We start from the raw sequence: 24871 nt of genomic DNA, 5'->3' as shown, positions 1-24871 counted from the left end.
GCGACGGAGAGCGTGGACTGGATGCTGGATCATGGCTGCACGAGGGAATCGAAGGCCAGCTGTGGACAGGGTGGGGATGAACGTCAGCGAACTGGTGCGCGCCGAACTGGCGCGGCATGACTGGACCGCACTGACCTGCGCCTGCCTTGACTCGGCAGAGCACTTGCCGCTGGTGTTCGAGACGCTTCTGACGGCCGAGAGCCCCCAGGACGCTCGCGGCTACGCCCTGTCGGGGCATGTCGAGTACAGCGGCATCATCGCCGAGTGCACCGGACCGGCGATCGGTGTCATCCTCGCGGCACTGGCGGGCGAGGTTTCGCCGGCGGTCAGGAGCGAGTTCCTGGAGACGTTGGCGTGTGCAGCCTACGGTTCGGGCTACGACACCGCGCCGCCCGCAGCGCGTGCGAATGACGAGTTCCGGGCGATGGTGCGGGAGGGCTTCTGGCTGCTCATGCAGGCCGGTCTTACCGGCAGTGCGCAGGACGCCGAGGCGGTGGCCGACCTCTGCGAGTACTACGACCTCGGTGATCAGAAGTCGGCGTACTACCTGTTGCTGCTGCGGGAGCGCGTACGAGCGAAGAGCAAGCGCCGAGTGGCGCGCCGATAGCGGGGGGCGAGTCAGTTTCTGCGGTGGTCCAGTTTTGGGGCATGCTACGCAGTGTGATCCGTTGAGCTTTATTGCCCGCAGCAGAGCCCCGGCAGCGAGACACGGAGCACTGTCGATGGCCACCAGGTCCGGGCACCCTTGACGGTGTCGGCGTGGGCGACCGGCAGGAAGCCGGTGTCGAACTGGATCTGCGCGGCCTCGGGGATGTTCATGAAGTCGAGGGACGCGGCCGCCAGGTCGGGGTTCTTGGCCTTGGCGAACCCGGCGACCGAGCCGGGCAGGTCGGTGCCGTTGCCGCCGTTGGCGCCGTCCGGCAGGTAGCCCTGCTTCGCCCATGCGGCGAGCGTGGTCGCGCCGTCGGTGCCGCCCGGGGTCTTGATGGTGGTGCCGGCCTTGTCGTTGTACAGCCGGCCATCGAGCCGCTGGACCCGCGGGTCGCTCGACCACTCGGTCGGCGCACGGCAATCCTCGCACACACGTTCCGTACTCGTCGCACGCCCCGTGAGGTCAAGCCGGTCGAGCGCTTGCCCGGGCAGGGCGCATACCTCACTGGTCTTTCCCGCCGTTGCCTCGACTGTGGCGAGGTCGGCATCCACAGCTGCTCTCCAAGAAGTCGGCGTAGCGCCCTGCCGCCGATGCGAACAGCAGCGACGAGGACTGCCACCGCAGAGGCCGCGAGTGTGTGGTTCCACCGCAGGTTGCGGGGAGCCGGCCCGGGGGGACGAACGCGGCCGGCGCCCCGGTAGTTCGAAGGCGGTTGCACATGGTCGAGGGGCGGCCTGTCCGGATGTCGGTCAGGCCGCCGTCGTGGTCGAGGTGTCAGGTGGGGTCGGTCGACGGGGCAGCGACGGCTGCCGTTGCCGTCACCAGCCGTAGACCTCCATCGAGTAGAGGGAGTAGCCGAAGGACGACCCGCGCTGGGTGCCGTACATCCGGACGTAGCGGCCGGAGCCGTTCAGGTTGGTGAGGGTCTCGGTGCCGCCGGTGCCGGTGGTGGTGGAGTGGACGGTGGTCCAGGTGGTGCCGTCGGTGGAGGTCTGGATCTGGTAGGCCTTGCCGTAGGCGGCCTCCCAGCTGAGGGTGACCTGCTTGACCGGCTTCACCGATCCGAGGTCGACCTGCAGCCACTGCGGGTCGCTGTAGGCGCTGGCCCAGCGGGTGGTGGGGTTGCCGTCGACGGCCATGGCGGCGGTGAGGCTGCTGCTGTTGGCTTCGACGGAGGAGGCGGCGGCGGGTCGGCCGCGGGCGGCGTCGGTGCCGGGGACGGTCCAGGTGAGCGTGGTGCTGCCGGTGGCGCCGGTGGTGTCGGTGGCGGTGATGGTGACGGTCTTGGTGCCGACCGCGATCGGGGTGCCGGTGATCTGGCCGCCGCTGGTGATGCTCAGGCCCTGGGGCAGGCCGGTGGCGCTCCAGCTGAGGGTCTGTCCGGCGGCGGAGTCGCTGCCGGTGACCTGGACCGGGGTGATCGCGGTGCCGGGGCTGGTGGTCCGGTCGCCGGGGTCGCCGACGGTGACGGTGTTGGTGGCGGTGCCGCCGACGGCGGTGAAGGTGAGGGTCTGGGCGTTGACCGGGCGAGTGTCGCCGCTGCTGCCGGTGTTGTTCCAGCTGCGCTGCGGGGAGGTCACCACGGACTGGGCACCGGGGGCGGTGAGGCTGAGGGCGAGTCCGCTGTAGCGGTTGACGAGCCGGTACGCGCCGGTGGGGGTGGCGGCGCCGCTCGGGGTGGGCGCGGTGGTGACGGCCTGGACGGACCACTGCTGGCCGACGGCGGTGCCGGCCGCGGTGGCGGTCACGGGTGCGCCCCAGGCGCGGCCGGCGTTGCCGGTGCCGACGCCGAGCGCCTGGCCGCTGCTCACGTTGGTGACGGTGAAGAAGCCGTCGCCGGTGGCGGTGAACTTCCACTGCTGGGTGGTGGAGCCGCTGCTGCCGGCGGTGGTCAGGGTGCTGCCGGACTGGGCGAGGTACTGGCCGTTGCCGGCCGCGATCTGGTACGTCCGGCCGCTGTTGACCGGGGCCTGCGGCAGGTCGGAGCTGCTGCGCGGCGAGACGGTGATCTCCCGCGAGCTGGTGCCGCATTCGATGCTGCAGTAGGAGCGGAAGGTCTTGCCGAGGACGGTGGTGCTGGCCCTGCTGCCGGAGTCGAGGAGCCAGCGGTACCAGGAGCCGTTCTCGGTGCCGGGGACCAGGCCGAGGTCGGTCCACTTCTGGGTGGCGAGGTCGTCGGTGGCGTAGAAGTGCAGCGGGGTGTTGACGCCGGTGTTCTGGGCGATGTTGTTCTGCGGGGTGCCGATGTACTTGCCGAGGTAGGCGCTCCAGGCGATGTTCATCACCGTGAGCGGGGACTGCCCGGGCATGGTGCCGGCCGCGACCTGGGCGGTGGCGCCGCCGGTGGTGGTGGGCTTGTACTCGTCGCCGGGGGCGGTGTAGCCGGTACCGCCGCCGTCGGCGGGGATGATGTTGCTCTCGGCGCCGCCGACGCCGGGCTGCTGCCAGGCGCCGTTGTACCACTTGCTCCAGGAGTTGGCGGCCATCTTGCCGGAGATCGGGGCGCGGGCGACGTGCTGCTGCCAGACGGATCCGCCGGAGGTGCCGGGCTTGGTGACGACGCGGGTGGCGTAGAAGACGTAGAAGTAGCCGGAGGCGTAGTCGGTGAACAGGCGCTGGTCGCCGTCGCCGTAGTAGTAGGTCTGCTGGGGGAAGGCGGCGGTGTCGCCGCGGGTGGTGGAGTACGGCGAGGTGAGGGCGTGGTCCTGGATGGTCCAGGTGTTGCCGTGGTCCTTGGAGACGGCGGAGTCGATCGCGTCGAAGTGCAGGCCGTCGCCGAACGGCGAGCCGGTGAACTCGTTGTGCACCAGGCCGTACCACCAGCCGGTGTCGGGGTCGACCCAGACGCCGACCAGGTCGCAGTAGTTGCGCTGGGTGTAGGTGGTGCCGGTCGGCGCGGCGGTGGCGGTCAGGCCGGTGGGGCTGTTGTTGCAGCGCCAGGTGGTGTCGTCGTTGCGGTCCTGGGAGTTGGCCGGGTTGACGGCGCTGCTGATCGGGTCGAGCGTCGCGCTGTCGAAGTCGGCGCCGGACCAGAAGCTCCACTTGCGCGGGTCGTTCCCGTACAGGGCGTGGGCTGACTGGTAGTAGAACGTGCCGTTGGCGTCGATGTAGGGGAACGCCGGGGAGTCGTCGCCGTTGGGGAAGGACAGGCCGCTGCCGGCGTTGAACAGGTACCGCGGGACGGGCGCGGTGGCGGAGCCCCACTTCTGGACGGCCTGCGAGGGGTCGCACTCGGCGAGGCCGATCCGGGCGTTGTTGACGATGCTGCCGCCCTGGACGGCCAGGCACTTGCCGGACTTGGCGCTGTAGATCGTGCCGTCGGGGAGGTACGTGAACTTCTGCTGCGCCGCGCCGCTGGTGCAGTCGTAGAGCTGCACGAGGGCCCCGTTGGCGTTGGAGCCGCCGGTGACGTCGAGGCACTTGGTGGTGGAGCCGACGGTGACGGTGAGTCGGCCGTCGTCCTGCCAGGTCCAGTTCTGGGCGCTGGCGCCGTTGCAGGTGAAGATCTGGACGACGGCACCGTTGGCGGTGTTGAAGTCGGCGTCGTCCAGGCACTTGCCGCCGATGGTGACGGTGCCGGGGGTGCTCGCTGCGGCGGCCACCGGGGCGGCGATGGTGCCGGCGCCGGCTGCGGCGAGCGCGACGGTCACGGCGGTGGCGAGCACCGCACGCAGGGTGGGGGGTGTTCTGCGGTTCACAGGTTCCTCCTGGGTACCACGGGTGGGGGGTGGGGCGAGGGGGATGCCCCGAGCGCGGGGTGGTGCGGTGGGTCCGCGCTCAGTCCTTGATGGGGGCGACGAGTCGGTCGATGAAGTCGGCCCACTCGTGCCGGGTCGAGGGCTTGCCCTCGATGCCGGGCCGGCGCTGCCAAGGGAGCGGTCCGGTCTCGCGGCGGTACTCGACGCCGAGCGCGTCCAGCCGGGGCAGGTGGTCGGCGAGGCGGGTGCGGAACTCGTCGAAGTCCCGTTCCCCCTCGCTCCAGAGGGCTTCGGCGACGGCGCACAGGCGGGGGAAGGCGTAGTAGTCGACGGTGCGGGGGTTGTCCATGTGCTCGGTCCAGATGTTGGCCTGGCCTCCGATCACGTGGCGTGCCTGCTCGGGGGTGAGCTCGGGCGGGACCGGGTCGAAGCGGTAGGCGTCCTCCAGGGTGAGCGGGACGGCGAACGGGATCGGCTCGTCGTCGCGTTCGGACTGCCGGTAGTCGAGGTAGACCCGGTCGTCGGGGCAGGCGACGACGTCCAGGCCGCGGCGGGCCGCGGTGCGGGCCCCGGTCAGTCCGCGCCAGGAGGCGATCACGGTGTCGGCCGGGACGGGCCCTTCCAGGACGTCGTCCCAGGTGAAGGCCCGCCGGCCGCGGTCGGCGAGGTGGTCGGCGAGCCGGCCGGTGAACCAGGCCTGGAGCGCGTGCTCGTCCGCCAGGCCCCGCTCGCGGATCAGCTCCTGGGTGCGGGGGTCGGCCCGCCACTGGCCCTTGGGGCACTCGTCGCCGCCGATGCCGACCACCCGGCTGGGGAACAGGTCGACGACCTCGTCCAGCACCTCGCGGAGGAACGCGAGGGTGCTCTCCTCCGTGTTGAGGATGTTCGGGTTGATGCCCCACCGGGTGAACACCGGCAACTCCACACCCTGGACGCCGAGTTCGGGGTAGGCGGCGATGGCGGCCTGGGAGTGGCCCGGCAGGTCGATCTCCGGGACGACGGTGATGTGCCGCTCGGCCGCGTACGCCACGATCTCGCGGATGTCGTCCTGCGTGTAGTAGCCGCCGTGCGGACGCCCGTCGCCGGGCGCGCACTCCCCCGCGCCGACCTGTGACTCGGCGCGCCAGGCCCCGACCTCGGCCAACCGGGGGTGGCGCTTGATCTCCAGCCGCCACCCCTGGTCGTCCGTCAGGTGCAGGTGCAGGGTGTTGAGCCGGTGCAGCGCCATCAGGTCGACGAAGCGCAGCACCTCGCGCTTGGGCAGGAAGTGCCGGGCGACGTCCAGCATCACCCCGCGCCAGCGGAACCGGGGCCGGTCCTCCACCTCGACGGCGGGCACCGTCCACCGCGCCTCGGTGACCGACCGGCGGTGGACCGCGGGCGGCAGCAGCTGGAGCAGCGCCTGGCAGCCGTAGAAGACGCCGGCCTGCGAGCCGCCCTCGATCACCACACGTTCGGTGGTGACGCTCAACCGGTAGGCCTCGTGGCCGAGTTCAGGAGCCAGGCGGAGCGTGATGGCGTGCCCGGCTCCGACGGCGACGCCGACCGGCAGCCACAGCCCGGTGGCGGGGCGCAGCGCGCCCTGCAACCAGTGGGCGCTGGGGGCGAGTTCGCGCGGCGCGGTGATCGCGGTGGTGTCGTCGAGGCGGAACTCGCCGTCGAGGAGCTGCAGGAACGCGGGGCGGGGCAGCATCGGGTCAGCCCTTCACGGCTCCGGCGGACACACCGGAGACCAGCTTGCGTTGGACGAGGAGGAAGAACAGCACCACGGGCACCGAGAAGATCACCGAGCCGGCCATCTGGCCGCTGAAGTCGGTGCCGGTGGTGGGGGTGCTGAAGGAGGCCAGCCAGACCGGCAGGGTGTACCCGTCCTGGTCCTTCATGAAGGTGTAGGCGACCAGGTAGTCGTTCCAGGCGGTGATGAACGCGAAGATGCTGGAGGCGACCACGCCGGGGGCGACGAGCGGGAACAGCACCTTGTAGAGGATCTGCCAGGTCGAGGCGCCGTCGATGCGGGCGGCCTCCTCGATCTCCACCGGGACGGCGATGAAGAAGCCGCGCATCACCCAGATGGAGAACGGGAGCACGACGGCGACGTACGCCAGGATCAGGCCGAGGTAGGTGCCGAGCAGTCCTGCCTGGTTGAACACCAGGAAGGTCGGGATGAGCAGCGCGGTGCCGGGGAGCATCTGGACGATCAGGATCGCGACCATGACGGTGCGTCGGCCGCGGAAGTGGAAGCGGCTGAGGGCGGCTGCCGCGAGGACGCCGAGGGCGATCGCGAGGACGACGGTGCCGCCGACCACGATCAGGCTGTTGCCGAGGTTGCGGTAGAAGCTGGTCTGGTTGATGGCGGCGTCGAAGTTGGCCAGGGTCGGCGACTCGGGGACGAACTTCGGGGTGGCCGACATGGCTTCGGAGCGCGGCTTGAAGGCGGTGTTGACCATCCAGTAGACCGGGAAGATCCACACGATGCCGAGCAGGACGGCGACGGCGTTGGCGAGCGGGCCGCCGCGGCCGGTGCGGCGACGGGTTCGGCGGCGGGTCACAGGTCCTCCCCGGAGCGGAGCAGGCCGCGGATGTAGAACGCGGAGACGACGACGAGGATGGCCGTGGTGACGACCGACAGGGCGGCGCCCTGTCCGATGTGAAAGCCCACGAACGCGGTCCTGTAGGCGAAGATGCCGAGGGTGGTGGTGGCGTCGTCGGGCCCGCCGGCGGAGACCAGCCAGATCTGGTTGAAGACGTTGAAGTCCCAGATCACCGACATCAGGGTGACGAGCATCAGGGTGGGGCGCAGGAACGGCAGGGTGATGTTCCACCAGAGCCGCCACTCGCCGGCGCCGTCGAGCCGGGCGGCTTCCTGCCGTTCGGCGGGCAGCTGGGTGAGTGCCGCGTACAGGGTCAGGGCGATGAAGGGGACGGCCTGCCAGACCACCAGCAGCCAGATCGACAGGTAGGCGAGGGCGGGGTCGTTCGACCAGTCGGTGCTGGTCATGTCGCCGAACACGCGGAGCTGGGTGAGCAGCCAGTTGACCACGCCGTAGCCTGGCTGGAAGAGCCAGTTCCACACCAGGGAGGAGGCGACGGTGGGCATCGCCCAGGCGCAGATCATGACGACGGTGAGCACGGTGCGCAGCGTGCGCCCGACCCGGGTCATCAGCTGGGCGACGTAGGTGCCGACCGCGATGCTGCCGGCCACCATGGCGGCGGTGAACAGCACGGTGCGGGCGAGCGAGTGCCAGAAGGCGGCATCGGTGAGCAGTTCGGTGTACTGCTGCAGTCCGACGGTGCGGTAGGCGCCGGTGAACAGGGAGCGCCGGCTGTAGTCGGTGAAGGAGGTGCAGACCAGGAAGGCGATGGGTGCGACGGTGACGGTCAGCATCACCACGCCGGCGGGTGTCAGCAGCCACCAGTGGGCCCGGGTCCGGTTCGGGCTGCGGGGCGTCGTGGAGCATCCCGCCGTACCCGTGCGTGGGGTTGTCATGGGTGTTCTCTTGTCCGGAGGGAAGGGGGTGCCCCGCGGGGGTGCGGGGCACCGGGGGTGGTCACTGCCCTGCGTTGAGTGCCTTGGTGGCGGCGGCGTCGAAGGCCGCGGCGGCGTCCTGGGGGGTCTTGGCGCCCGAGGCGACGGCGGAGAAGAGGTTGTTGACGTCCTTGTTGCCCTCGAGCTGGCCCCAGTCGGCGTTGGCCGGGGTGGCCTTGGAGTTGAGGGCGGCGTCGAAGAAGGGCTTCTTCAGCGGGGGGAGGGTCGCGGAGGCGGTCTTGATGCCCTCGGCGCTGTTGGGGATGAAGCCTTCCTTGCCGACGATCCACTTGCTCTGGACGTCGGGGCTCGCCGCGATCGTCGTCCAGGCGAGGGCGAGGCCGGCGTTCTTGCTGCGGGCGGCGATGCCCCAGTCGGAGCCGCCGATCATCACCGGCTGGGTCTTTCCGGACTTGCCGGGCAGCGGGAAGGTGCCGAGGGTGTCGTCGGTCAGCTTGGGGTTGGCCTTCTGGATGCGGCCGATGAAGCCGCTGGTCGCGATGATCGCGGAGGCCTTGCCGTCGGCGAAGACCTGCACCTGGTCGGGGGTCTTGACGTCGACGGTGCGGGAGGCGGCGGCGGAGAACTCGTTCTGGAACGCCTTGAAGTCCGCCAGTCCGGTCTGCGCCTGGGCGGAGCTCATCGAGCCGGACCACTTGCCGCCGCTGTGGGCGGCGAAGTCGCTGCCCGCGTCCCAGACGAACTGCATCGCCGCGTACCAGTTCTGGCCGGGGAAGTAGAGCGGGGAGAAGTCGGCGCCCGGGTTGGCGGCCTTCACCTTGCGCAGGTCGTCGACGAGCTGGGCGTACGTGGTGGGCGCCGCGGTGATGCCGGCCTTGGCCCACATCTCCTTGTTGTAGATGACGGCGCGGGCGCCGGCGAAGCCGGGGACGGCGTAGAGCTTGCCGTCGACGGTGGCCGGGCCTTCCAGGCCCTCCACCCAGGTCTGACCCTGCCTCAGGTCGTGGCCGTAGGCGGTGAGATCGAGCAGGCCGCCGTTGGCGGCGAACCCGGCAACCTGGGTGTTGCCGATGTCCAGGACGTCCGGCGGGGTGGAGGTGGCGAGCGCGGTGGTGACCTTGGTCTCGATGCCGTCCCAGCTCTGCACCTGGACGTCGACCTTGGCGCCGGTCTGCTGGGTGAACCGGTCGTTGATCGCCTTCAGGGTCTCGTCGGAGTAGTCCCCGTCCATGACCCAGACCTGCAGGGTCTTGCCGGCACCGCTGCCGGGGGCGACGGAGTGCGCGGCGCTGCCGGTGGTGCCGGCGCTGGAGCAGGAGGTGAGGACGGCGGTGGCGGCGAGGACGGCCAGGGCGGCCGGCAGGCGGCTGTGTCTCATGGAATTTCCTAGGGGTACGCCCGGTCGATATAGGATCACCGGACAGTGGGTGGTATCCACGGGCATCCGGATCGGGCGGCCCGCCGCGGTTGCAGCCGCGGCGACCGAAGGCCTCCGGTCCGGAAGTCCGTAACGCGCCGGGGTGTGTCAGAACACCCCGAGTTCAGCGGTGAGCAGCAGGGACGCCGCGCCGAGCAGCGCGAGATCGGCCCCGTCCGCCGCGTACCTGACGGTCAGTGCGGCGTTGATGGGTGACAGGGTGCAGGCCCGCGCCGTCGCCGACGCGGAGTCGAGGAAGGGACCTTCGATCAGGTCCCCGGGCCCGACGAGCAGGAACTCGTTCAGGTTCAGGACGGCGGCCACGGTGGCCAGGACCGTGCCCAGCGCCCGGCCGGCCTCGGCGAGGATGCGGTCGCGGTCCTCGGGTGCGTTGCGGTCCAGGCGTGCCCTGAGGCGGGCGGCGTCGATCAGTGGTTCCAGGCAACCGCGGCGGCCGCAGCCCTCGCAGGTCTCGCCGTTCGGGTCGACGGTCAGGTGGCCGATCTCCCCGGCCGCGAACTGCTCGCCCTCGACCAGTCGGCCGTCGACGACCAGTCCGGCACCGACACCGAACTCGGTGGTGACCACCATCAGGTTCTGCGCGTCGGCCCGCCCGAAGTTGAGCGCGGCCAGGGCCGCGGAGTTGACGTCGTTGCCGACCCGGGCCGGGACGCCGAAGCGCTCGCTGATCCGGGCCGCCATCGGCAGGTCGTACCAGCCGAGGTGGCCGGCCTGCCGGACCGTTCCCTCGTCGTCGACGATGCCGGGGGTGGCCACGCCGATGCCGAGCACCCTGGCCCCGGCCAGCTCCATCAGCTCCTCGGCCAGCCGCAGGACCAGCGCCAGCGCCTCCTCCCCCGCGGCGTCGCCGATGTCGATGCTCCGCCGTACCAGGATCCGGCCCCGCAGGTCGGTCACGGCCCCGCGGAACTGCTCGGCGTGCGCGAGATCGAGCACGACCAGGCTGACCGCGTCGTCCTGGACCTCCACCAGCATGGACGGCTTGCCGCGCCGCCGGGTGCCCGGCTCGGCCGGCGGCTCGACGTCGGCGACCAGCCCGTCCGCCTCCAGGTCGGCGACCAGGGCGGAGACGGTGGGCGCGGTCAGTGCGGTGGCCCTGGAGAGCTCGGCCCGGCTCATCGCGCCCTGGTGGTAGAGAGCCGCCAGGACGAGCGAGCGGTTGTGCACCCGGTTGTCCTGGACCTGCGCCTTGGTCCGCTCCGCCGCCCGCCGACCTGCGACGGGCACGGCGGCGAAGACGCCGCGCGGGGATTGAACCGGCTTCATGCCCGAACCTCCAGGAGTAATCTCTTAAGACTCTTTACTTAAGATTGTTTAGATAATGCTGCGCCTCTGCGGGCACTGTCAACCCTCGTGTCGCGACCGTGATCCTGCCCCTGCGGGCGACAGCCCACCGGGCGGGTCACACGGCGCACAGGTCGGCCGAGCAGGACCGCAACCCCGGTGACCGGCGCGCCGTTTCCGCCGAGCGCCGCGCGCGCCTGGCCGCGGACCACGGACAGCACCCGCTGCCACTCCCCCGTCTGCCGCGTCGTCCCGCAGGGCAGCCGGCGCGTCGCGCCCGGTAGGTCAGGCTTCCAACGCGGGGGCCACGCCGTAGCGGTCGAAGCGCTCAGCCCGGCTCAGCTCAGGCGTCCGGCCTGCCACGATCGGACCAGACCGCGAGCTTCCCGCCCGGCATCGAGACAACCCGCCAACCTCCCGACCCCAGCACTTCCCATGCCTCGAACGACGGGTCCGCCCGGCTGTTGAGGTGCCGGCCGTTGTCGAAGACCAGCCGCAGCGAGCCCGTCTTGAAGGCCACTGCGGACAGGACCTTCGCTCCGAACAGCCCCGACACCGCCGCCACGTCCTGTCGCCCCGGGCCGAGAAGAACATCCTGACGCCCGTCGCCGACACCGTGGGTGAGCTTGAAGGGGCACCCAAGAACCACACGGGCATCCGAGTCGAGGCGCAGGACCAACTGGTAGCCGGCGCTGATCTCCGTGACGGCCAGACCCCGAAGGTTCATGATCCAGCGGTCTTCGTGCTCAGCCGGCATTGATTCACTCACCACCGCACGATGCACCGCGGAGCACCGACGACACCAGCCGAGCAGGCTCCACAGCCTCGCAGCCCATCTCGCGGTGGGGCCGCACGCCCCCGGGCCGTCGTGCTGACCCTGGCGGCCAGGCGATGCGGGCACGACGCCATCGACTCCCTCACCACCCTCGTCGAGAACGCAGTGGATCTGAACGTCCCCGCGATGGCCGAACGCCTCGGCGTGGCCTGCCCCGACGCCTTCGTCAGCAGCCTGGGCCGAGACCTTGCCGCGGTCACCGGCGGGTTGACCCTGCCCTGGAGTTCGGGCGTCGTCGAGGGCCACGTCAACCGGATCATTCTGTGGAATCTGCGGTGTCAAGTTCCCGCGCATGACGGCGGCTCAGGCCACCGTGCTCTGCTCAGCGGGGGAACATGTCGGCGTAGGGATCCGGTTCGTTGGTGAAGGGATCTCGTCCGGCCTTCCATCGGATCTGCTGCTCGCGCCAGTGAACGAATCCTGGAGAGGTCTTGCCCCAGAGGGAGGTATCGCTCAGGGGACACGTGGCGAGGTCAGCGGTGAAGATCCGCAGGATGAACCGGGCCATGCCACAGTCGAACAGGGTCCAGCGTTCGTCGGTGTGCCGGCCGCAGACCAGGACCGGCCAGTTGTCCGGGTCGGGGTCAGTGGTGAGCCAGCACAGGAGATCGGGGCCGGATGTCTGGCCCCAGGGGAGGATGTGAGCCGGGTCGATATCGGGTCGCCACTGCGCGGGAGTGCGTTCCCATGTCGAGCGGGCGCCCGAGATCTCGTCCTCGATGGCACCGGGATCCCACTGGATACCGTCCTTGTGCAGAGGGAGGAGGACACTCAGCAGGTCATCGATGCCCCCACCGCCGTAGAGCGACATGAACGCCTTGTAGTCGCTGGGCAGCCGGCAGTCCAGTCGTTCTTCGACCGAGGGCCAGTCCAGGGCCTCGTCAACGCCGAAGGTCGGGGCCATGACCTGGGCGAGTGCTGCGATATCCGGGTGCTCAGTCATGGGCCTCCCCTTCATTCCAGTTGGTCGGCTCAACCTAGCGGCTTGGGCGGACAACACGGCCGGCGGGTGCTGTCTCGGGCCGGCGCATCGGTCTCAACGATTGGCAGTGCCACGGCGCCGGGAGGCAGGCTGAGCTCTCGCGGACTGGGCCCGGCCGGCGTCGGGACGTCGGTGAGCCGCTCAAGCAGACGATTGAGGGCATCCTGGCCGTCGTCGACGGCGGCTCGTTCGTCATCGGTGAGCGGGATGGACACGGCCATTTTCTGCAAGTTGCTTTTTGCTTCCAGGAGTTGGGATCTCGTGGAATGCTTGGGGCTGTAGAAGTCGCAGCGTGCGCAGGCCATGCGGTGCTGGCACTGCTCGAAGAAGGTGTAGCTGCAGTAGCCGTGTCCGAGGTCGTAGTGCTGCCAGGGTGCACCGGCCGCCGCGGCGCCGGAGGCGACCGCGTCGCGGTCGACCAGGACCTCGATGGTGCGCACGTTGCGTTCGAAGTAGCCGGCTTCGGAGTAGGCCTTGGACAGGGTATTCGGTGTGATCTTCGCGTAGTACTGGGTGGATTGCGGGGAGCGGTGTCCGAGCCAGGCCTGCAGCTCGAACAGGGTCATGGGTTCTTTGGCGTTGTAGAGCTGGCTGGCGATGGTGGACCGGGCGCGGTGGCTGGTGATGTTGCCGCGGATGTCGGCGGCCGGGACTCCGGCCTTGCGGCAGAGCATCGGGATGACGGTGTTGTTGATGTAGCTGGTGGAGAGGTGCCGGGCCCGGACGGCGAACAGCGGATCGACCAGCTCGCCGGTGCGGCGGTCGGTGAACTTCGGCTGGTCGGGGCGGGCGGCCTGCCAGGCGTCGACGGCCTGGCCGAGGATGGGGTCGACCGGCTTGGTGAAGGCGGTGCCGGTCTTGTGGGTGGGGACGTCGAGCAGGCAGATCGCGTCGCGGGCCAGGACCTGCTGCGAGTCGCCGGCGATCGGTGTCCCGTCGTGCTGCCAGCGGATGCAGCCCACCTTCAGCCGGGCGATCTCGTTGCTGCGTTGTCCGGAGAACAGCCAGGTCAGCGTGACCGCGCGGACCAGTTCGAAAGGGTAGAAGTGCCCGGAGCGGGTCTGCGGGAGGTCGGCGGGTTCCAGGTTCAGGCCCGCCCACAACAGTTTCGCCCAGACCTCGTCGGCGATCACCCTGGGGTCGGGTCCGAGGAGAGCGGTGATGCTGCGGGGGATGGCCAACGCGCGAATGGGGTCGAAGTGGCGGGGCAGCCACTCCCATTCCTGGCAGTCGCGGAAGAACGTCCGCAGCGCGGTGATCTGCCCGGCCTTGCTGGGCGCTTCCAGCGGCTTGCCGAGACGGTTGCCCAGCCCGATGGTGCGCTGGACGTAGTCGCCGACCTTCATCCGGTCCTGTGCGGCGATCCACGAAGCGCAGGTCTGCCGGGTCCAGTCGGCCGGATCTGCGGCGTCTGGCTGTTCTGCGGCGATCCACCGGCCGACCTTGAGCAGGTTCGAGCGGACGCCGCCGCGAACGCGCGGGGTCAGCGTCGAGGTGGCGTGCCAGCGGTCGGCCCACTGTTCCCAGATCGGCGCGCCGCCGCTGGCCCGGGCCGAGTGGCGGCCGGTGCCAGGCTGTGGAGAATCACAGAATCCGAGCTCGGCAACCGCCCGCTGCATCGCATGCAGGGTGTTCAGTCGGCTGCCTTCCAGCAACCCGTCGTGGCGGACCCGGTCGAACGGTGCGGTGTCGAGATCCTCAAGATGAGGGCTGCGGTTGAGTAGGAACAGCTGGCAGGACACCATCGGCAGCAGGGCGTCCTCGTCCCGGCCGAGCCGGTAGCCCCAGGCGACCAGGACCGTCCGAAGTCGTGCGACCTCGCCGTTGACGCGGTCGCGTCCGAAGATCCGCCAGGCCAGGGTCAGCCGCTGGAAGCTGCCGAGCCGGTGGAACTCGTTGAAACCGCCGAGTAGGTAGGCGTGCGCCGCGAGATAGGGGCGGACCTCGTCGCCTGCCCAGGCGGGTGCGTGCCGGCGGAACTCGGCCTGGGTGCGGCCGAGCAGGCGGAACCATTCCTCCTCGGTCCAGCCCCAGAAGGTCCTGCCGGTCTCCGCGCACCGCGTCAGCAGCACCGCGACCACATCCAGCATGGCCCGTCGGCGATGCGGGGTGGGCGGGGAGTCCAGTGCGGCGTTGACCGCCTCCAGCGGACCCAGCAGCCGCGCGATCGCGCGCCAGCCCGGCGCGGACGGGTCGTGGTACTGCAGTCGCCGCAAATTGCGCACGCCCAGGTCGGCCACGGCTCTGGCCTCGGCGGGTCGTATTGCCAGCGCGGCGGTGTCGCGGGGCGGGGAGATCGGCCAGGACCAGCGTCCGACCCCGTCCTCGGCGGCGATGGCCGGCAGCGGTGCGGTCATCGTGACACCCCAGCCGTCGTGCCGTCCGCAGAGGTGAGCATCTGTATTCGCCAGGCGTGGATGTGCTCCATGCCGCGGGCCAGCTTGTCGGCCAGGTCCCGGCCGGACAGGTGGATGTACTGGAGCGTGGAATCGGTGTTGCGGTGGCCGGCGAAGGTCGCGATCGCGTGCAACTCCCAGCCCATCCGGGCCAGATCGGTCAGACACAGGTGCCGGGTGGTGTGGGTCGAGAACCGCGGGACACCGGCCTCCAAGGCGATCCGACGGACGACCTTCGACCAGGTCCACAGAGTCAGCGGCTGTCCGTGGTTGCGCCGGGACTCCGACAGGAACAGCGGCCCCCTGGCCCGGCTGATCGTGGCCCGGTGAGCGAGGTAGGACGACATCAGCACGCCGGTCGACGCCGAGTACGGAACCACCCGCTCCAGCCGGTTCTTCGTCGTCTCCGCCCGCACCCTCAGCGTCCGGTGGGCCGGATCGAGGTCGTCGGTCCGCAGCGAGCACAGCTCCTCCCGCCGCAACGCGGCATCGTAGGCCAGGGCCAGCATCACCCGGTTGCGGACCGGCTCCTCACGCGCAACCTGCAGGATCCCCAGCCACTGCTCTTCGCTGGGAATCCACGGCAGCTTCGTCAGCCGCGGCACCAGCCCGCGCTGCTGCCCGCCCCTCTGGCGTCCAGGAGTGTAACGGCCCCGGCCCACCGGGTTCGACTCGCGCAGGCCCTCCTCCATGAGGAAGTCGTAGAACAGGCGGACCGGCACCAAACGCTGCTGGATCGTGGCGTTCGCCAGCCCCGACCCCGAGTCGATCGCCACCACGTTCGTACCCCGACGGTGCGGTCGCGACATCAACTCCCTTACGTAGACGGCAATGTGGGCGCGATTCGCGGTGACCGGATCGACGTCTTCCCGCTCGCACATCACCAGGTACTCGGCCAATCCGCGGGCGTAGGCGTCGATCGTCCTCGGCGCCCGACCGAGATCAGTCCAGATCTGCAACCACACCGCCGCCTGCTCGTGCCGACCCAGCACCGGCCACTTCTCCATCAGCACCATCGTGCCGCTCAAGCCATCTCCCAAGTCCGTGGTTGCACCGGAGAGACATGATCACCCCGGCAGATTCCACGTAACTTTTAAGATGATCAAGCGCCAGATGTTCGGCCGAGCCAAGCTCGACCTCCTCCGCAAGCGTGTACTCCTCACATCATGAAGATCACCGGGCACAGCTTGTCAGAGCGGGCCGGAAAGTCCTTTGACCAGGAGTTTTTCGTCCGTCACCATGCTCCGGTGACAGTTGAGACCACCCTCGTCAAGGTTGACGCCGACCTTCGCGCCGGCCGGATACCCGTCGCTCGTCAACGCCTGCGCGGCCTGGTGTCCTCGTACCCGGCAGACCTCACGGTCAGGCGGAGGCTGGCCGAGGTCTACCGGCTGTACGGCGAGCCGGCCGAAGCGGGACGCTGGGCCTACCTCGACACCGACCGGGTCCCGGCCGAGACGGCGGCTTTCGAGGCCCGCCACCCTGACCCGCTCGACCGGATGGCAGCCATCGCCTGGCGTGGGTCCGAGCGGTCAGCGCAGACCGAGACCGCCCGCGCCCGGCTGGCCGAGCTTCGCGAGGCCGCCTCCGTGCACGCCGGTCGCCCGATCCACTGGCACCACGTGCGAGACCGTGCCCAGCACGCCGCCCAGGACGGCACGGCCGGGCCGTTGGCCTGCGTTGGTCTTGCCGTCGTCGGTTTGGCTCTCATGGGCTTCGCGGTCCTCGGCGTCGTCACCTTCGTTCGCTGGTGGCTCTGACCCTTCGCCGCTGGCGTCGCTGTACCGGAGAGCTTTCACGGAACTCGCGCCAGAGCCAACTCCTACTGTCCCTTGACAATGTATGGACATGCCGGCTTTGCGCTCCTACGCAGGCAAGTGCTTCTGGCCTGAGCGTATGCAGCCGGAGGGCCGAGGCCGACCGTCTTCAGAAGGGCGGTTCGTCTGCGCAGCCGCCGCTCGAGAAACCGGGCCTACGGGTGGCGATGTCTTCGGGGAGCTCCAGGCTGGTCGTGTCGTAGCCCCATGTCTTCAGGGCACGCAGCGCGCGGCTGCGGTCGTGGCGATTGGTGCTGGTCGTAAGAAGACGGCGGGCGTGGCTGGCGAGTTCGCCACGGTGTCGGGTGAGTTCGGAATGTTCGGCCAGGGGGATAGCCGCAAGCAGAGCAGCGTCACGCACGACCGCGTTCGCGTAGTCCAGGAAGCGGGCGACGGCGTCGTAGAAGAGGGGCCGCAGATCGCGAAAGTCGCGCATGTACGGATCTTCGCCAAGGGACCAGCCGTGGCGTTCGCCCATGGCGACGCACTCATCGTCGGCGTCGTAAGCGAGAGAACCGATCCAGTCCAGCAGCGCCGCGCGCATGGGATATGCCGCGCGTCGCCCGACTTCGGGGCGGATCGTGTCAGCGGCGGGATGGGAGAGGAGGGCGGCGACGTACATGGCCACGGGGACGGTGGCCTCGTAGAGACTGTTCTGATGGCGCACCGGTTCCAGGTCATCGAGTGCGGAGGCTTGTACGACCGGGTCCGGGTCGAGAAGCCGCACCAGAACAGTCGGCAGGAACTCCCCACCCGTCAAGCGGGCGGTCCCGAGCGCGGCCCAGTCAGTAGTGCGCAGCAGTACCTGGCAGTCGGGGAGTCCGGTCGCCGTGAGGCTGTCGAAGGGGCTGTTGCTGATCGTCACCGGCCGAGGCTACGGCAACCCTCCGACACAGCGCGTCGGTATTCCATTCAGCCCGATGTTCACCTCTCGCTACGGTGCGTAATCGAGCCACAAAACTTGGCCAGAACCCGAGAACGGGCAGCGGATGTACACCGGTTTGGGAGGCAACCGACGCCCGCGAGGGATTCGAAATGTTCACGGGTTTCGACAGCAGCACCGGCATGGAGAGTTTGCTGCCGGGGGTGATCGCTGGCCGAGGCCGTCGGGTGTCTAGGGTCGCGTTCCATGACGAGGACCACGCCCCCGCGCCCGCTCGATGTCGAGGTGCTCTTCCCGGAACTGGCCGCCTACCGCGGTACGACGACGCGCCTGCACCCGCGTCCGGGCAGCCCGACGGTGTCGGGCAGCTCGGTGGGCGGCCCGATGCTGTGGCCGGCGGACGAACCGTGGCCGGTGTGCAGCGAGGCCCACGGCCGCGGGCGGGGCCGCCGCCCGGCCGACATCCACCGCTACCGGCGGGTCCTGTCTGCTGCATGGGCCCGGGAAGGGAACCCGGGCCCCACGGACGAGGAGCGCAAGCTGCTGGGCGAGCTGCGCCTGGAACACCGGTTTCCCGAGGTGTCGGAGACGGATCCGCTGCCGATGATCGGCCTCGCGCAGCTGTATCGGCGGGATGTTCCGGACCTGCCGGCGGGGCCGGGAGACTGCGACCTGCTCCAGGTGTTCTGGTGCCCTTTCGACGCGCACGGCCCGGGCCGGTACGACCTGGAGCTGCACCTGCGCTGGCGACGGTCCTGGGAGGTCGGTGAGGTGTTGGCGGTGTCCCCGCAGCCGATGGTCGTCGGGTACGACGGGTTCGTACCCGAGCCCTGTGTCGTGCACCCGGAGCAGGTGGCCACGTATCCGTTCGCCGGCCTCCTGCCCGAGGACCTCTGCGCCCGGATCGATGCCTGGGAGGAAGCCCTTGAGGAAGAGGCCGAGCAGTCGGCGGACGAGAACACGCCCGAGCCGGTCGGCTACCAGTACGACCTGTCCATCCCGCCCGGCTGGCGCGTCGGCGGCTTCGCTTCCTGGCACAGCACCGACCCGTACCCCATGGACTGCCAGACCTGCAGGACGCCGATGCACCTGCTGCTGACCATCGACAGCTCGGAGTGGGACGGCGGCAGCGGCAGCTGGAAGCCGCTGGAGGACCAAGACCTGCCCACCCACCGGTACGCGACCCCCACCGAGGTCACGGTGGGCCGCTCCGGCGAGCTCAACGTCTTCGCCTGCCCCACCGATCCCGACCATCCGCACCGTTGGAGCATCCAGTAGCTCGCAGGATCCGCCCGGTGCGGCAGCATTCTCATCGACGAGCGGGGGGTGCTGTCGCTTCTCGTGAACATCGAACACGCCGCCATGCAGGTGCCTCCCGAAGTACTGAACAACTGCTGTCGAAACCGGCGAACAAAGCCACGCCGGGCGCATTCGAGCAGGCCGACGCACCGGTCGAGCAGGGCGTGGACCTGGTGCCGGCGCTCGCGGGTGGTCTGTTCGCGGACGCCTCCGGGTCGGGCGGGGTTCACCGCGGTCGCCCAGCAGGTGGCGTGGGAGCGGACCTCGGCCAGGACCTTGCCGCACGGGTTGGACCACAGATGCCATCGGTCGCTGACCTGCACTGCTTCGGGGAGGGCCTGGCGGATCGCCTCGCCGTAGGAGCCGGACCCGTCGCGGCAGACGTACTCGATCCCCGGGTGCTCACGCAGCCACGCGGCCAGCGTCCGGGTGGTGCGGTCGGGCAGGACGTCGATCCGCTCGCCGGTCTCGGCGTCGATGGGCACGGTCGCGTAGCGGTGCCGGCGCTTGAGGGCGAAGTCGTCGACGCCGTGCACCCGCCCAGTCGGCGTGCCGCACACGGGACACGGCACGGGATCCTCCCGGGTCCGCGCGGTCACCCGGATCACACCGCGCTCGCCCGTCACGTCCTCGACCACCAACGCCGACAACCCTGAAAACACCTCACTCACAAGCTCGTTGACATCGCGCACACCATGCCGACGATGCCGGTCACCCCTGTTCCGGTTCGGGCCGTGCTGCTGACTGTGCCGGCGCTGCTGTTCGGCGGCACGTTGCTGGGCGACCTGAACGCGGCAGCCCTCCCTCGGCGGCGCGGGCCCAGATCTGTGGGTGTCGGACCCGGTTCGTACGCTGCGGCCATGAGCGAAGGGTCTTGGGCGGGCGTCCGCGAGCAGATACAGGGACTGGCGAAGGCGCCGGGCGCCGGCACGGTGTTCGGTTTCCATGGTCATGGGTTCTCGCTGGAGGATCCGCTGACCGAGCACGAGTTGGCCGAGTTGGAGGAGCAACTGGGTGTTCGGCTTCCGGAGGACTACCGGGAGTTCCTGACCCAGGTCGGCGCGGGCGGCGCCGGCCCAGCCTATGGAATTTTCCCGGTGCGCCGTGTGGACGGGCGATGGCGGTGGGACGGGGACGGTGCGGATCTCTCGGACCTCACCCGGCTCACCGAGCCCTTCCCCGTCCAGGGCCCGGACCCTGAACTGGTGCTCGCGCTCCAGGAGGAGTGCCCGCAGGAAGAAGACTTCGAGGAGGACGAGGACTTCGACCGGGCCTGGGAGACCTGGGACGAGAAGTGGGGCAGGGTGATGTGGAATCCCGACCGGACGGTGGGCGCCATCGTCCTCTGCCATCTGGGATGCGCCTACCGCCAATGGCTGGTCGTCAGTGGTCCCGAACGCGGTCGCATCTGGTCCGACGACCGGGCGGACGAGCGGGATCTTGAGCCGCTCCTCGGGTCGGGGCGGGAGCCCGTGACGTTCGCTCTCTGGTATCGGGGATGGTTGGAAGAAGCCGCCCGGGCAGTCGCCGCGAGTCGCTGACAGCGCAGGAATCGTTGAGGTCGCCTCCTGCCGGGTCCGCGACGCCGACACCGATCGGGTCGACGACCGCATCGAGGTCCTGCGCGCCGAGACCCGCACGTCCGGCAGCGTTGCCGCCCAGGCCGCACTCGAGCTCATTGCCGCGTTCCACCACGCCGCGTGCGCAGCGCCTGCGCGGCCCCGCCGCCACTGTCGGGCGCCTGCGCGGCCCTCGCCCGCGCAGGCCTACGCGTACTTCGCAAAGGCAAAAGCACCTGCCCTGACCTCCGACCGGTTCGCGAGCCCGGCGGAGCCGCCGGCGGTGGCCGTACCGACGTCCGGCGTTCATCGCACAGAGCACTCGACCGCTTGAGCAGCCGCTGACCGGACATGACGGTCTTCCTGCCCACGCGCACCCGGCGCAGCCTGTTGGCCGGTGCCGTCGTGGCGGCCACGCTCGCCGTCCTGGCCGTCGCCGCGGTCGCACCGGCTTTCGCGTTGCTCGGGTCCGCGCAGGGCCGCGTAGGTGCCCAGGGCGCGGGCCCCGACCTTGGCGACAGAGTTCGGCAGGAGGGGGTCGAAGCGGCGCCAGGCGGCCTCGACCATGGCCTCCGCCTCCTGGTAACAGGCCTGCACGGCACCGCAGTCGACGATGGCGGTGGCGACCTCGCGGACCGTCCGCGGGTCGGCTCCGCCGTTGCGGACGGCGGCCCACAGCCGGGAGATCTCGTCGGCGGGCAGCAGGGGGACGGCGCGGGCGAGCGGCACGGTGACCTTGCCGGGTGCCGGGCTCGGACCTGCCGGTCGTCTGCTTCAGCGAACCGTCCGAGGAGGCCCGCAGGGTCATGCTTCGGACAGGAGTGAGCGACCGAGGGCCCTACGAGCCTTGGGGGTTGGTGTTCGACCGCGAGGCGCGGCTCGAGATCGGTGTCCGCCCTGTGATGTACCTGTCCGGGGAGGAGATGGGCCTTACCTCCGGCCTCCCCGACATGTCCCGAAACCGTCGGGTCCGTTACGAACCCGGCTCTGCGGACTGGCTGCACGAGCGGGAATGGCGGCTCTGCTTCACCAAGAAAGGCGGCCAAGTCGGATCAGGCTCACCTCGCCCTCACCAGGGAGCTGACCATCGGCGTGATCGTGGGTGAGCAGGGTCGGCACCCGCCGACCCGGCAGGTTCGCCGGGCTCTCTCGCTCCCCGCCTCCCACCGAGCCGCGGCCGGGGGCGTCCGGGCAATCAGCCACCCTCCTTCCCGTGTGACCTCGCGGGCTCGGGGGAAATGATTCCGGTCAGGGCGCCGACGCCCGGAGTGGTTCGACGATGGGGGGTTCCATGTCAGCCGAACTGGTTCAACTGGTGGAGCAGGCCGGCCCGTACCTGACGGCGGCGGTGTCCGCCTACGGTGCGACGGTCCTGACCCGGGCCCAGAACGCTGCGGCGGACGGCACGGCAGAGGTCGGCCGTCGCATCGTCCGAGCCGTCTGGCAGCGCCGGCGGCGTCCCGACCAGCTCGCGCTGGAGGCAGCGGTCGAGGCCGTCGCCGCCGAGCCGGAGAGTCCGGAGGCTGCGGATGACCTGCGCCGGCAGATCGAGCGGGCCCTGCGCGAGGACGCCGAACTGCGGGCGGAGATCGCCGCGATGCTGCCGGGAGCGCCGCAGGTGGTGATCACCGCGACCGGCGAGCGGGGTATCGCCGCGCAGCACATTGGCACCGTGGTCAACGGCGACGGCGCGACGGTCCGGCCGTGACGGAGCACGTGTCCGACCCGTCCGCCGACGGCGGGCCCGACCGGGCCCGCGCGACGGACCGGGTGGGCGGAGCCGATGGGTACCGGATCTCCTCCGACGGTCCCCGGGGCGTGGCGGCCGGCTCGGTCGGCTGGGTGGTCAACGGCGATGTCGTGGTCTCCGCCGCCCCGGTGCAACCGACCGGTCCCGCCGCCGCGCCCCCGGATCCGCCGGGCCCGGGGCACGGCCCCGCGCACTGGTCCGTACCGCCGCGGAACGCCGCGTTCACGGGGCGGGACCAGGCCCTGTCCGAGCTGCGCGACCGGCTCTCCCGCGGCACGACGGCGGTGGTGGCCGCACCGCAGGCCCTGCACGGCCTCGGCGGGGTGGGCAAGACGCAGCTGGCGCTGGAGTACGCGCACCGGTATCGCGCGTCGTACGACCTGGTGTGGTGGATCGACGCCGAGAAACCGGAGGGCCTGCTGCCGGCGCTGTCGGTGCTGGCCGATCGGATCGGCCTCCCACCCGACGAGAACGCGGCCAGGGCCGCGGCCGCGGTCACGGAGGCACTGCGCCGGGGCCGGCCCAGTCCGCGCTGGTTGCTGGTGTTCGACAACGCCGACGATCCGGCCGCCGTCTCCCGCTATCTCCCGGACGGTCCCGGACACACCCTGATCACTTCCCGGAACCCGCACTGGACGGGCCTGGCCGCGGTGCTGCCGGTCGATGTGTTCCGGCGTGCGGAGAGCGTCGAGCACCTGACCCATCGGGTGCCCGGCCTCGCTCGGCGGGACGCGGATGCGGTGGCCGACGTGGTCGGCGATCTGCCGCTGGCCGTGGAACTGGCCGCCGCCTGGCTGGCCGAGACCGGGATGCCGGTGGAGCTGTACATCGAACGGCTGCGCGAGGAAGCGGCCGAGGTGCTGGCCTCCGGGACGGCCTCGCGGGAGGCCGGACTGTTCGGCGCGACCTGGAACGTCTCGATCGCCCGGCTGCGCGAGCGGTCCCCGGCCGCGGTCCGGCTGCTGGAGCTGTGCGCCTTCCTCGCTCCCGAGCCCGTCTCCTTGCGGGAGTTCGTCTACACCGAGCAGATGCTCGACGCGCTCCGGCCGTACGACCCCGGGCTGACCGACTCCTTCGCCCTGGGGCCGGTGCTCAGCGCGATCGGCCGGTACGCCCTCGCCCGGGTGGGCGGCGGTGACGACAGTCTGCAGGTGCACCGTCTGGTCCAGTCGGTGGTCAGGCACGGCATGACGGAAGAGCAGCAGAATGACGCCATGCACGAGGTGCACCGCTTCCTGGAGGCGCTCCACCGGAAGTCGGGCGAGGCTGACAATCCTGCCAACTGGCGCTCGCTGGGACGGATCTGGCCACACCTGGCACCTTCGCGGGCGCAGGACTGCGACGAGTGGCACGTGCGCGACCTGCTGGTCGACCGGGTCCGCTACCTGTGCGTCCGCGCCGACACCGCCCGCGGGCTGCCGCTGGCCCGGCAGTTGGATGCGGCCTGGACCGCCCGCCTCGAGTGGGAGGACTTCCCGGAGAGCCGGATCCACTGTGTGCGGCAGCTCCTCGACCTGCGCCGGCTGACCGGTGAACTGCTGCGGGCCGACGGCTCCTACGCCGCGGCGCTGGCCCTCGCCGAGACGACCCTGGCCGCGCAGCGAACCGAGTTCGGCGAGGACGACCGGAACACCCTGCTGACCGCCGTCTCGGTCGCTGCCACCCTGCGCCACCTGGGCCGTTTCCAGGAGGCGTTGGCCGCGGACCTGCACGCCCACCGGCGCTCGCTCGCCTGCTTCGGACCCGACGACCCGCTCACCCTGTCGGCCGCCGGCAACCTGGCCGTGGACCACCGACTCGCCGGTGACAGCGACGCTGCCCGGACCCTCGACCAGGACACCGCCGAACGCCGCGCCGCGCTGCTCGGTCCGCACCACCCCTCGACCCTGACCTCCGAGTCCCAACTCGCCCGCGACCTGCGCGAGTCGGGCGACCACCACGGGTCGGTCGACCTGCTCCGCCGGATCGTGCGGCTGCTCGACGGGCCGGTCCGGGTCGACCTCTCCGACGAGCTGCGGATCCGCCTGTCCCTGGCCGTCTCGCTGCGCCGGGCCGGCGACCACGCCGAGGCCCGCGAGCTCACCGAGCACCTCTACCGGCGGTACATGGACCGGTACGGCCCCGACCACGCCGACTCGCTGGCCTGCCGGCTCAACCTGGCCGCCGACCTCAGCGCCGCCGGCGACAACGAGGCCGCCCGCGACGTCGCCACCGACGCGTACGAAGGACATCGTCGACTGCTCGGGGAAGACCACCCGTTCACCCTCGCCTGCGAGAACAACCTCGGCATCTACCTGCGCGGCAGTGCCGACCTCGCGGGTGCGATCCGGCACGGCGAGCGGGCGGTGGCCGGCCTGTCCCGGGTCCTCGGCGCCGAGCACCCGTTCACCCTCGACGCCGCCGTCAACCTCGCCAACGCCTACGGCGACGACCTGCAGCCCGCCGAAGCGGATCGGCTCGGCCGCGCCGCGCTCGACCGCGTCACCGACCGCGCGGGCGGCGGACGTCCCGCAGACCGGGAGCTGGAGATCCAGCCGATGTGAGCGGGCGGCCCGGTCAGCTGCCGCCGCAGGAGGTTTCGAGACTTCTTCGCCGCCATGGTCGACCCACAAAGCCGCTGGGTGGAACGACGCCACACCGCCACGATCAGTAGCGCCGCACCGCGCCACACGGCGAGGAGCCGGCTCGACGTCGTGGTCTCCGCTCGGCGCTTCTCACCATGTCTTGTCGTCATCACTGCCGTGTGTGCACCGGTTGCGGAACGATCTTCCTTGAGATCTACTTTTCCGCA

The 24871-nt window shown here is 70.5% G+C and carries 18 protein-coding genes and 2 pseudogenes; 6 read left to right on the top strand and 14 right to left on the bottom strand.

Translation table 11 applies throughout. The features are described from left to right. Nucleotides 1–76: 76 nt before the first annotated feature. Nucleotides 77–607, top strand: coding sequence for a hypothetical protein (locus ACGFX4_RS16255; RefSeq protein ID WP_393073992.1), 531 nt, complete (start codon nt 77–79; stop codon nt 605–607). Between the two features lie 68 nt (nt 608–675). Here the strand turns inward: ACGFX4_RS16255 and ACGFX4_RS16250 are convergent, their stop codons facing one another. From ACGFX4_RS16250 to ACGFX4_RS16200, 11 genes are all read right to left on the bottom strand, one after another. After that, nucleotides 676–1083 carry a hypothetical protein gene (locus ACGFX4_RS16250; RefSeq protein ID WP_393073990.1) on the bottom strand — a complete coding sequence of 136 codons (408 nt, stop codon included), beginning with the start codon at nt 1081–1083 and terminating at the stop codon, nt 676–678. A gap of 387 nt (nt 1084–1470) precedes the next feature. Beyond that, nucleotides 1471–4350, bottom strand: a complete 2880-nt coding sequence (locus ACGFX4_RS16245; protein WP_393073988.1) for a ricin-type beta-trefoil lectin domain protein — start codon at nt 4348–4350, stop codon at nt 1471–1473. Nucleotides 4351–4429: 79 nt separating this feature from the next. After that, nucleotides 4430–6043, bottom strand: coding sequence for a beta-N-acetylhexosaminidase (locus ACGFX4_RS16240; RefSeq protein ID WP_393073987.1), 1614 nt, complete (start codon nt 6041–6043; stop codon nt 4430–4432). A gap of 4 nt (nt 6044–6047) precedes the next feature. Further along, nucleotides 6048–6899, bottom strand: a complete 852-nt coding sequence (locus tag ACGFX4_RS16235) for a carbohydrate ABC transporter permease (protein WP_393073985.1) — start codon at nt 6897–6899, stop codon at nt 6048–6050. Next, complete coding sequence (locus ACGFX4_RS16230; RefSeq protein ID WP_393073983.1) at nt 6896–7837, bottom strand: carbohydrate ABC transporter permease; 942 nt, start codon at nt 7835–7837, stop codon at nt 6896–6898. The genes ACGFX4_RS16235 and ACGFX4_RS16230 overlap by 4 nt, the downstream gene beginning before the upstream one ends. A 61-nt stretch (nt 7838–7898) precedes the next feature. Beyond that, the gene (locus ACGFX4_RS16225) at nt 7899–9215 is read right to left on the bottom strand and encodes an extracellular solute-binding protein (RefSeq protein ID WP_393073981.1); all 1317 of its coding nucleotides are present in this window, start codon (nt 9213–9215) and stop codon (nt 7899–7901) included. Between the two features lie 147 nt (nt 9216–9362). Continuing rightward, the gene (locus ACGFX4_RS16220) at nt 9363–10541 is read right to left on the bottom strand and encodes an ROK family protein (RefSeq protein WP_393073979.1); all 1179 of its coding nucleotides are present in this window, start codon (nt 10539–10541) and stop codon (nt 9363–9365) included. A gap of 361 nt (nt 10542–10902) precedes the next feature. Then, on the bottom strand, nt 10903–11640 hold the full coding sequence (locus tag ACGFX4_RS16215; protein WP_393073977.1) for a DUF6188 family protein: 738 nt from the start codon (nt 11638–11640) through the stop codon (nt 10903–10905). A gap of 76 nt (nt 11641–11716) precedes the next feature. Further along, nucleotides 11717–12337, bottom strand: a complete 621-nt coding sequence (locus ACGFX4_RS16210) for an SMI1/KNR4 family protein (RefSeq protein WP_393073974.1) — start codon at nt 12335–12337, stop codon at nt 11717–11719. Between the two features lie 29 nt (nt 12338–12366). Continuing rightward, nucleotides 12367–14733 (bottom strand): tyrosine-type recombinase/integrase, encoded by a 2367-nt coding sequence (locus ACGFX4_RS16205; protein ID WP_393073972.1) that lies wholly within the window; start codon nt 14731–14733, stop codon nt 12367–12369. Beyond that, a complete protein-coding gene (locus ACGFX4_RS16200; protein WP_393073969.1) occupies nt 14730–15800 on the bottom strand; it encodes a tyrosine-type recombinase/integrase in 1071 nt (356 codons plus the stop codon). The genes ACGFX4_RS16205 and ACGFX4_RS16200 overlap by 4 nt, the downstream gene beginning before the upstream one ends. Before the next feature lie 219 nt (nt 15801–16019). Between ACGFX4_RS16200 and ACGFX4_RS16195 the strand changes: the two genes are divergently transcribed. After that, nucleotides 16020–16532, top strand: a complete 513-nt coding sequence (locus ACGFX4_RS16195; RefSeq protein ID WP_393074121.1) for a DUF6584 family protein — start codon at nt 16020–16022, stop codon at nt 16530–16532. A gap of 166 nt (nt 16533–16698) precedes the next feature. On the opposite strand, the gene ACGFX4_RS16190 is transcribed toward ACGFX4_RS16195, so the two are convergent. Then, nucleotides 16699–17454: a hypothetical protein gene (locus tag ACGFX4_RS16190; RefSeq protein WP_393073967.1), complete on the bottom strand. Its 756-nt coding sequence runs from the start codon at nt 17452–17454 to the stop codon at nt 16699–16701. Between the two features lie 264 nt (nt 17455–17718). Between ACGFX4_RS16190 and ACGFX4_RS16185 the strand changes: the two genes are divergently transcribed. Continuing rightward, nucleotides 17719–18750 (top strand): hypothetical protein, encoded by a 1032-nt coding sequence (locus tag ACGFX4_RS16185; RefSeq protein ID WP_393073964.1) that lies wholly within the window; start codon nt 17719–17721, stop codon nt 18748–18750. Between the two features lie 140 nt (nt 18751–18890). Here the strand turns inward: ACGFX4_RS16185 and ACGFX4_RS16180 are convergent. After that, nucleotides 18891–19433, bottom strand: a pseudogene (locus ACGFX4_RS16180) (transposase); the annotation flags it as partial. Nucleotides 19434–19475: 42 nt separating this feature from the next. On the opposite strand from ACGFX4_RS16180, the gene ACGFX4_RS16175 reads away from it, so the two are divergent. Next, complete coding sequence (locus ACGFX4_RS16175) at nt 19476–20312, top strand: SMI1/KNR4 family protein (protein WP_393073962.1); 837 nt, start codon at nt 19476–19478, stop codon at nt 20310–20312. 324 nt (nt 20313–20636) lie between these two features. Here ACGFX4_RS16175 and ACGFX4_RS16170 read toward each other — a convergent pair whose 3' ends face one another. Further along, on the bottom strand, nt 20637–21059 hold the full coding sequence (locus ACGFX4_RS16170; protein WP_393073959.1) for a hypothetical protein: 423 nt from the start codon (nt 21057–21059) through the stop codon (nt 20637–20639). Between the two features lie 562 nt (nt 21060–21621). Here ACGFX4_RS16170 and ACGFX4_RS16165 point away from each other — a divergent pair. After that, complete coding sequence (locus ACGFX4_RS16165; protein ID WP_393073956.1) at nt 21622–22038, top strand: hypothetical protein; 417 nt, start codon at nt 21622–21624, stop codon at nt 22036–22038. 251 nt (nt 22039–22289) lie between these two features. Beyond that, nucleotides 22290–24623, top strand: a pseudogene (fxsT, locus tag ACGFX4_RS16160) (FxSxx-COOH system tetratricopeptide repeat protein); the annotation flags it as partial. Nucleotides 24624–24871 lie beyond the last annotated feature (248 nt).

The organism is Kitasatospora sp. NPDC048365 (assembly GCF_043200835.1).
Taxonomy (GTDB): Bacteria; Actinomycetota; Actinomycetes; order Streptomycetales; family Streptomycetaceae; genus Kitasatospora; species Kitasatospora terrestris.
Note: the sequence above shows the minus strand (reverse complement) of the source record. Positions and strands in the feature narration are given on the sequence as shown.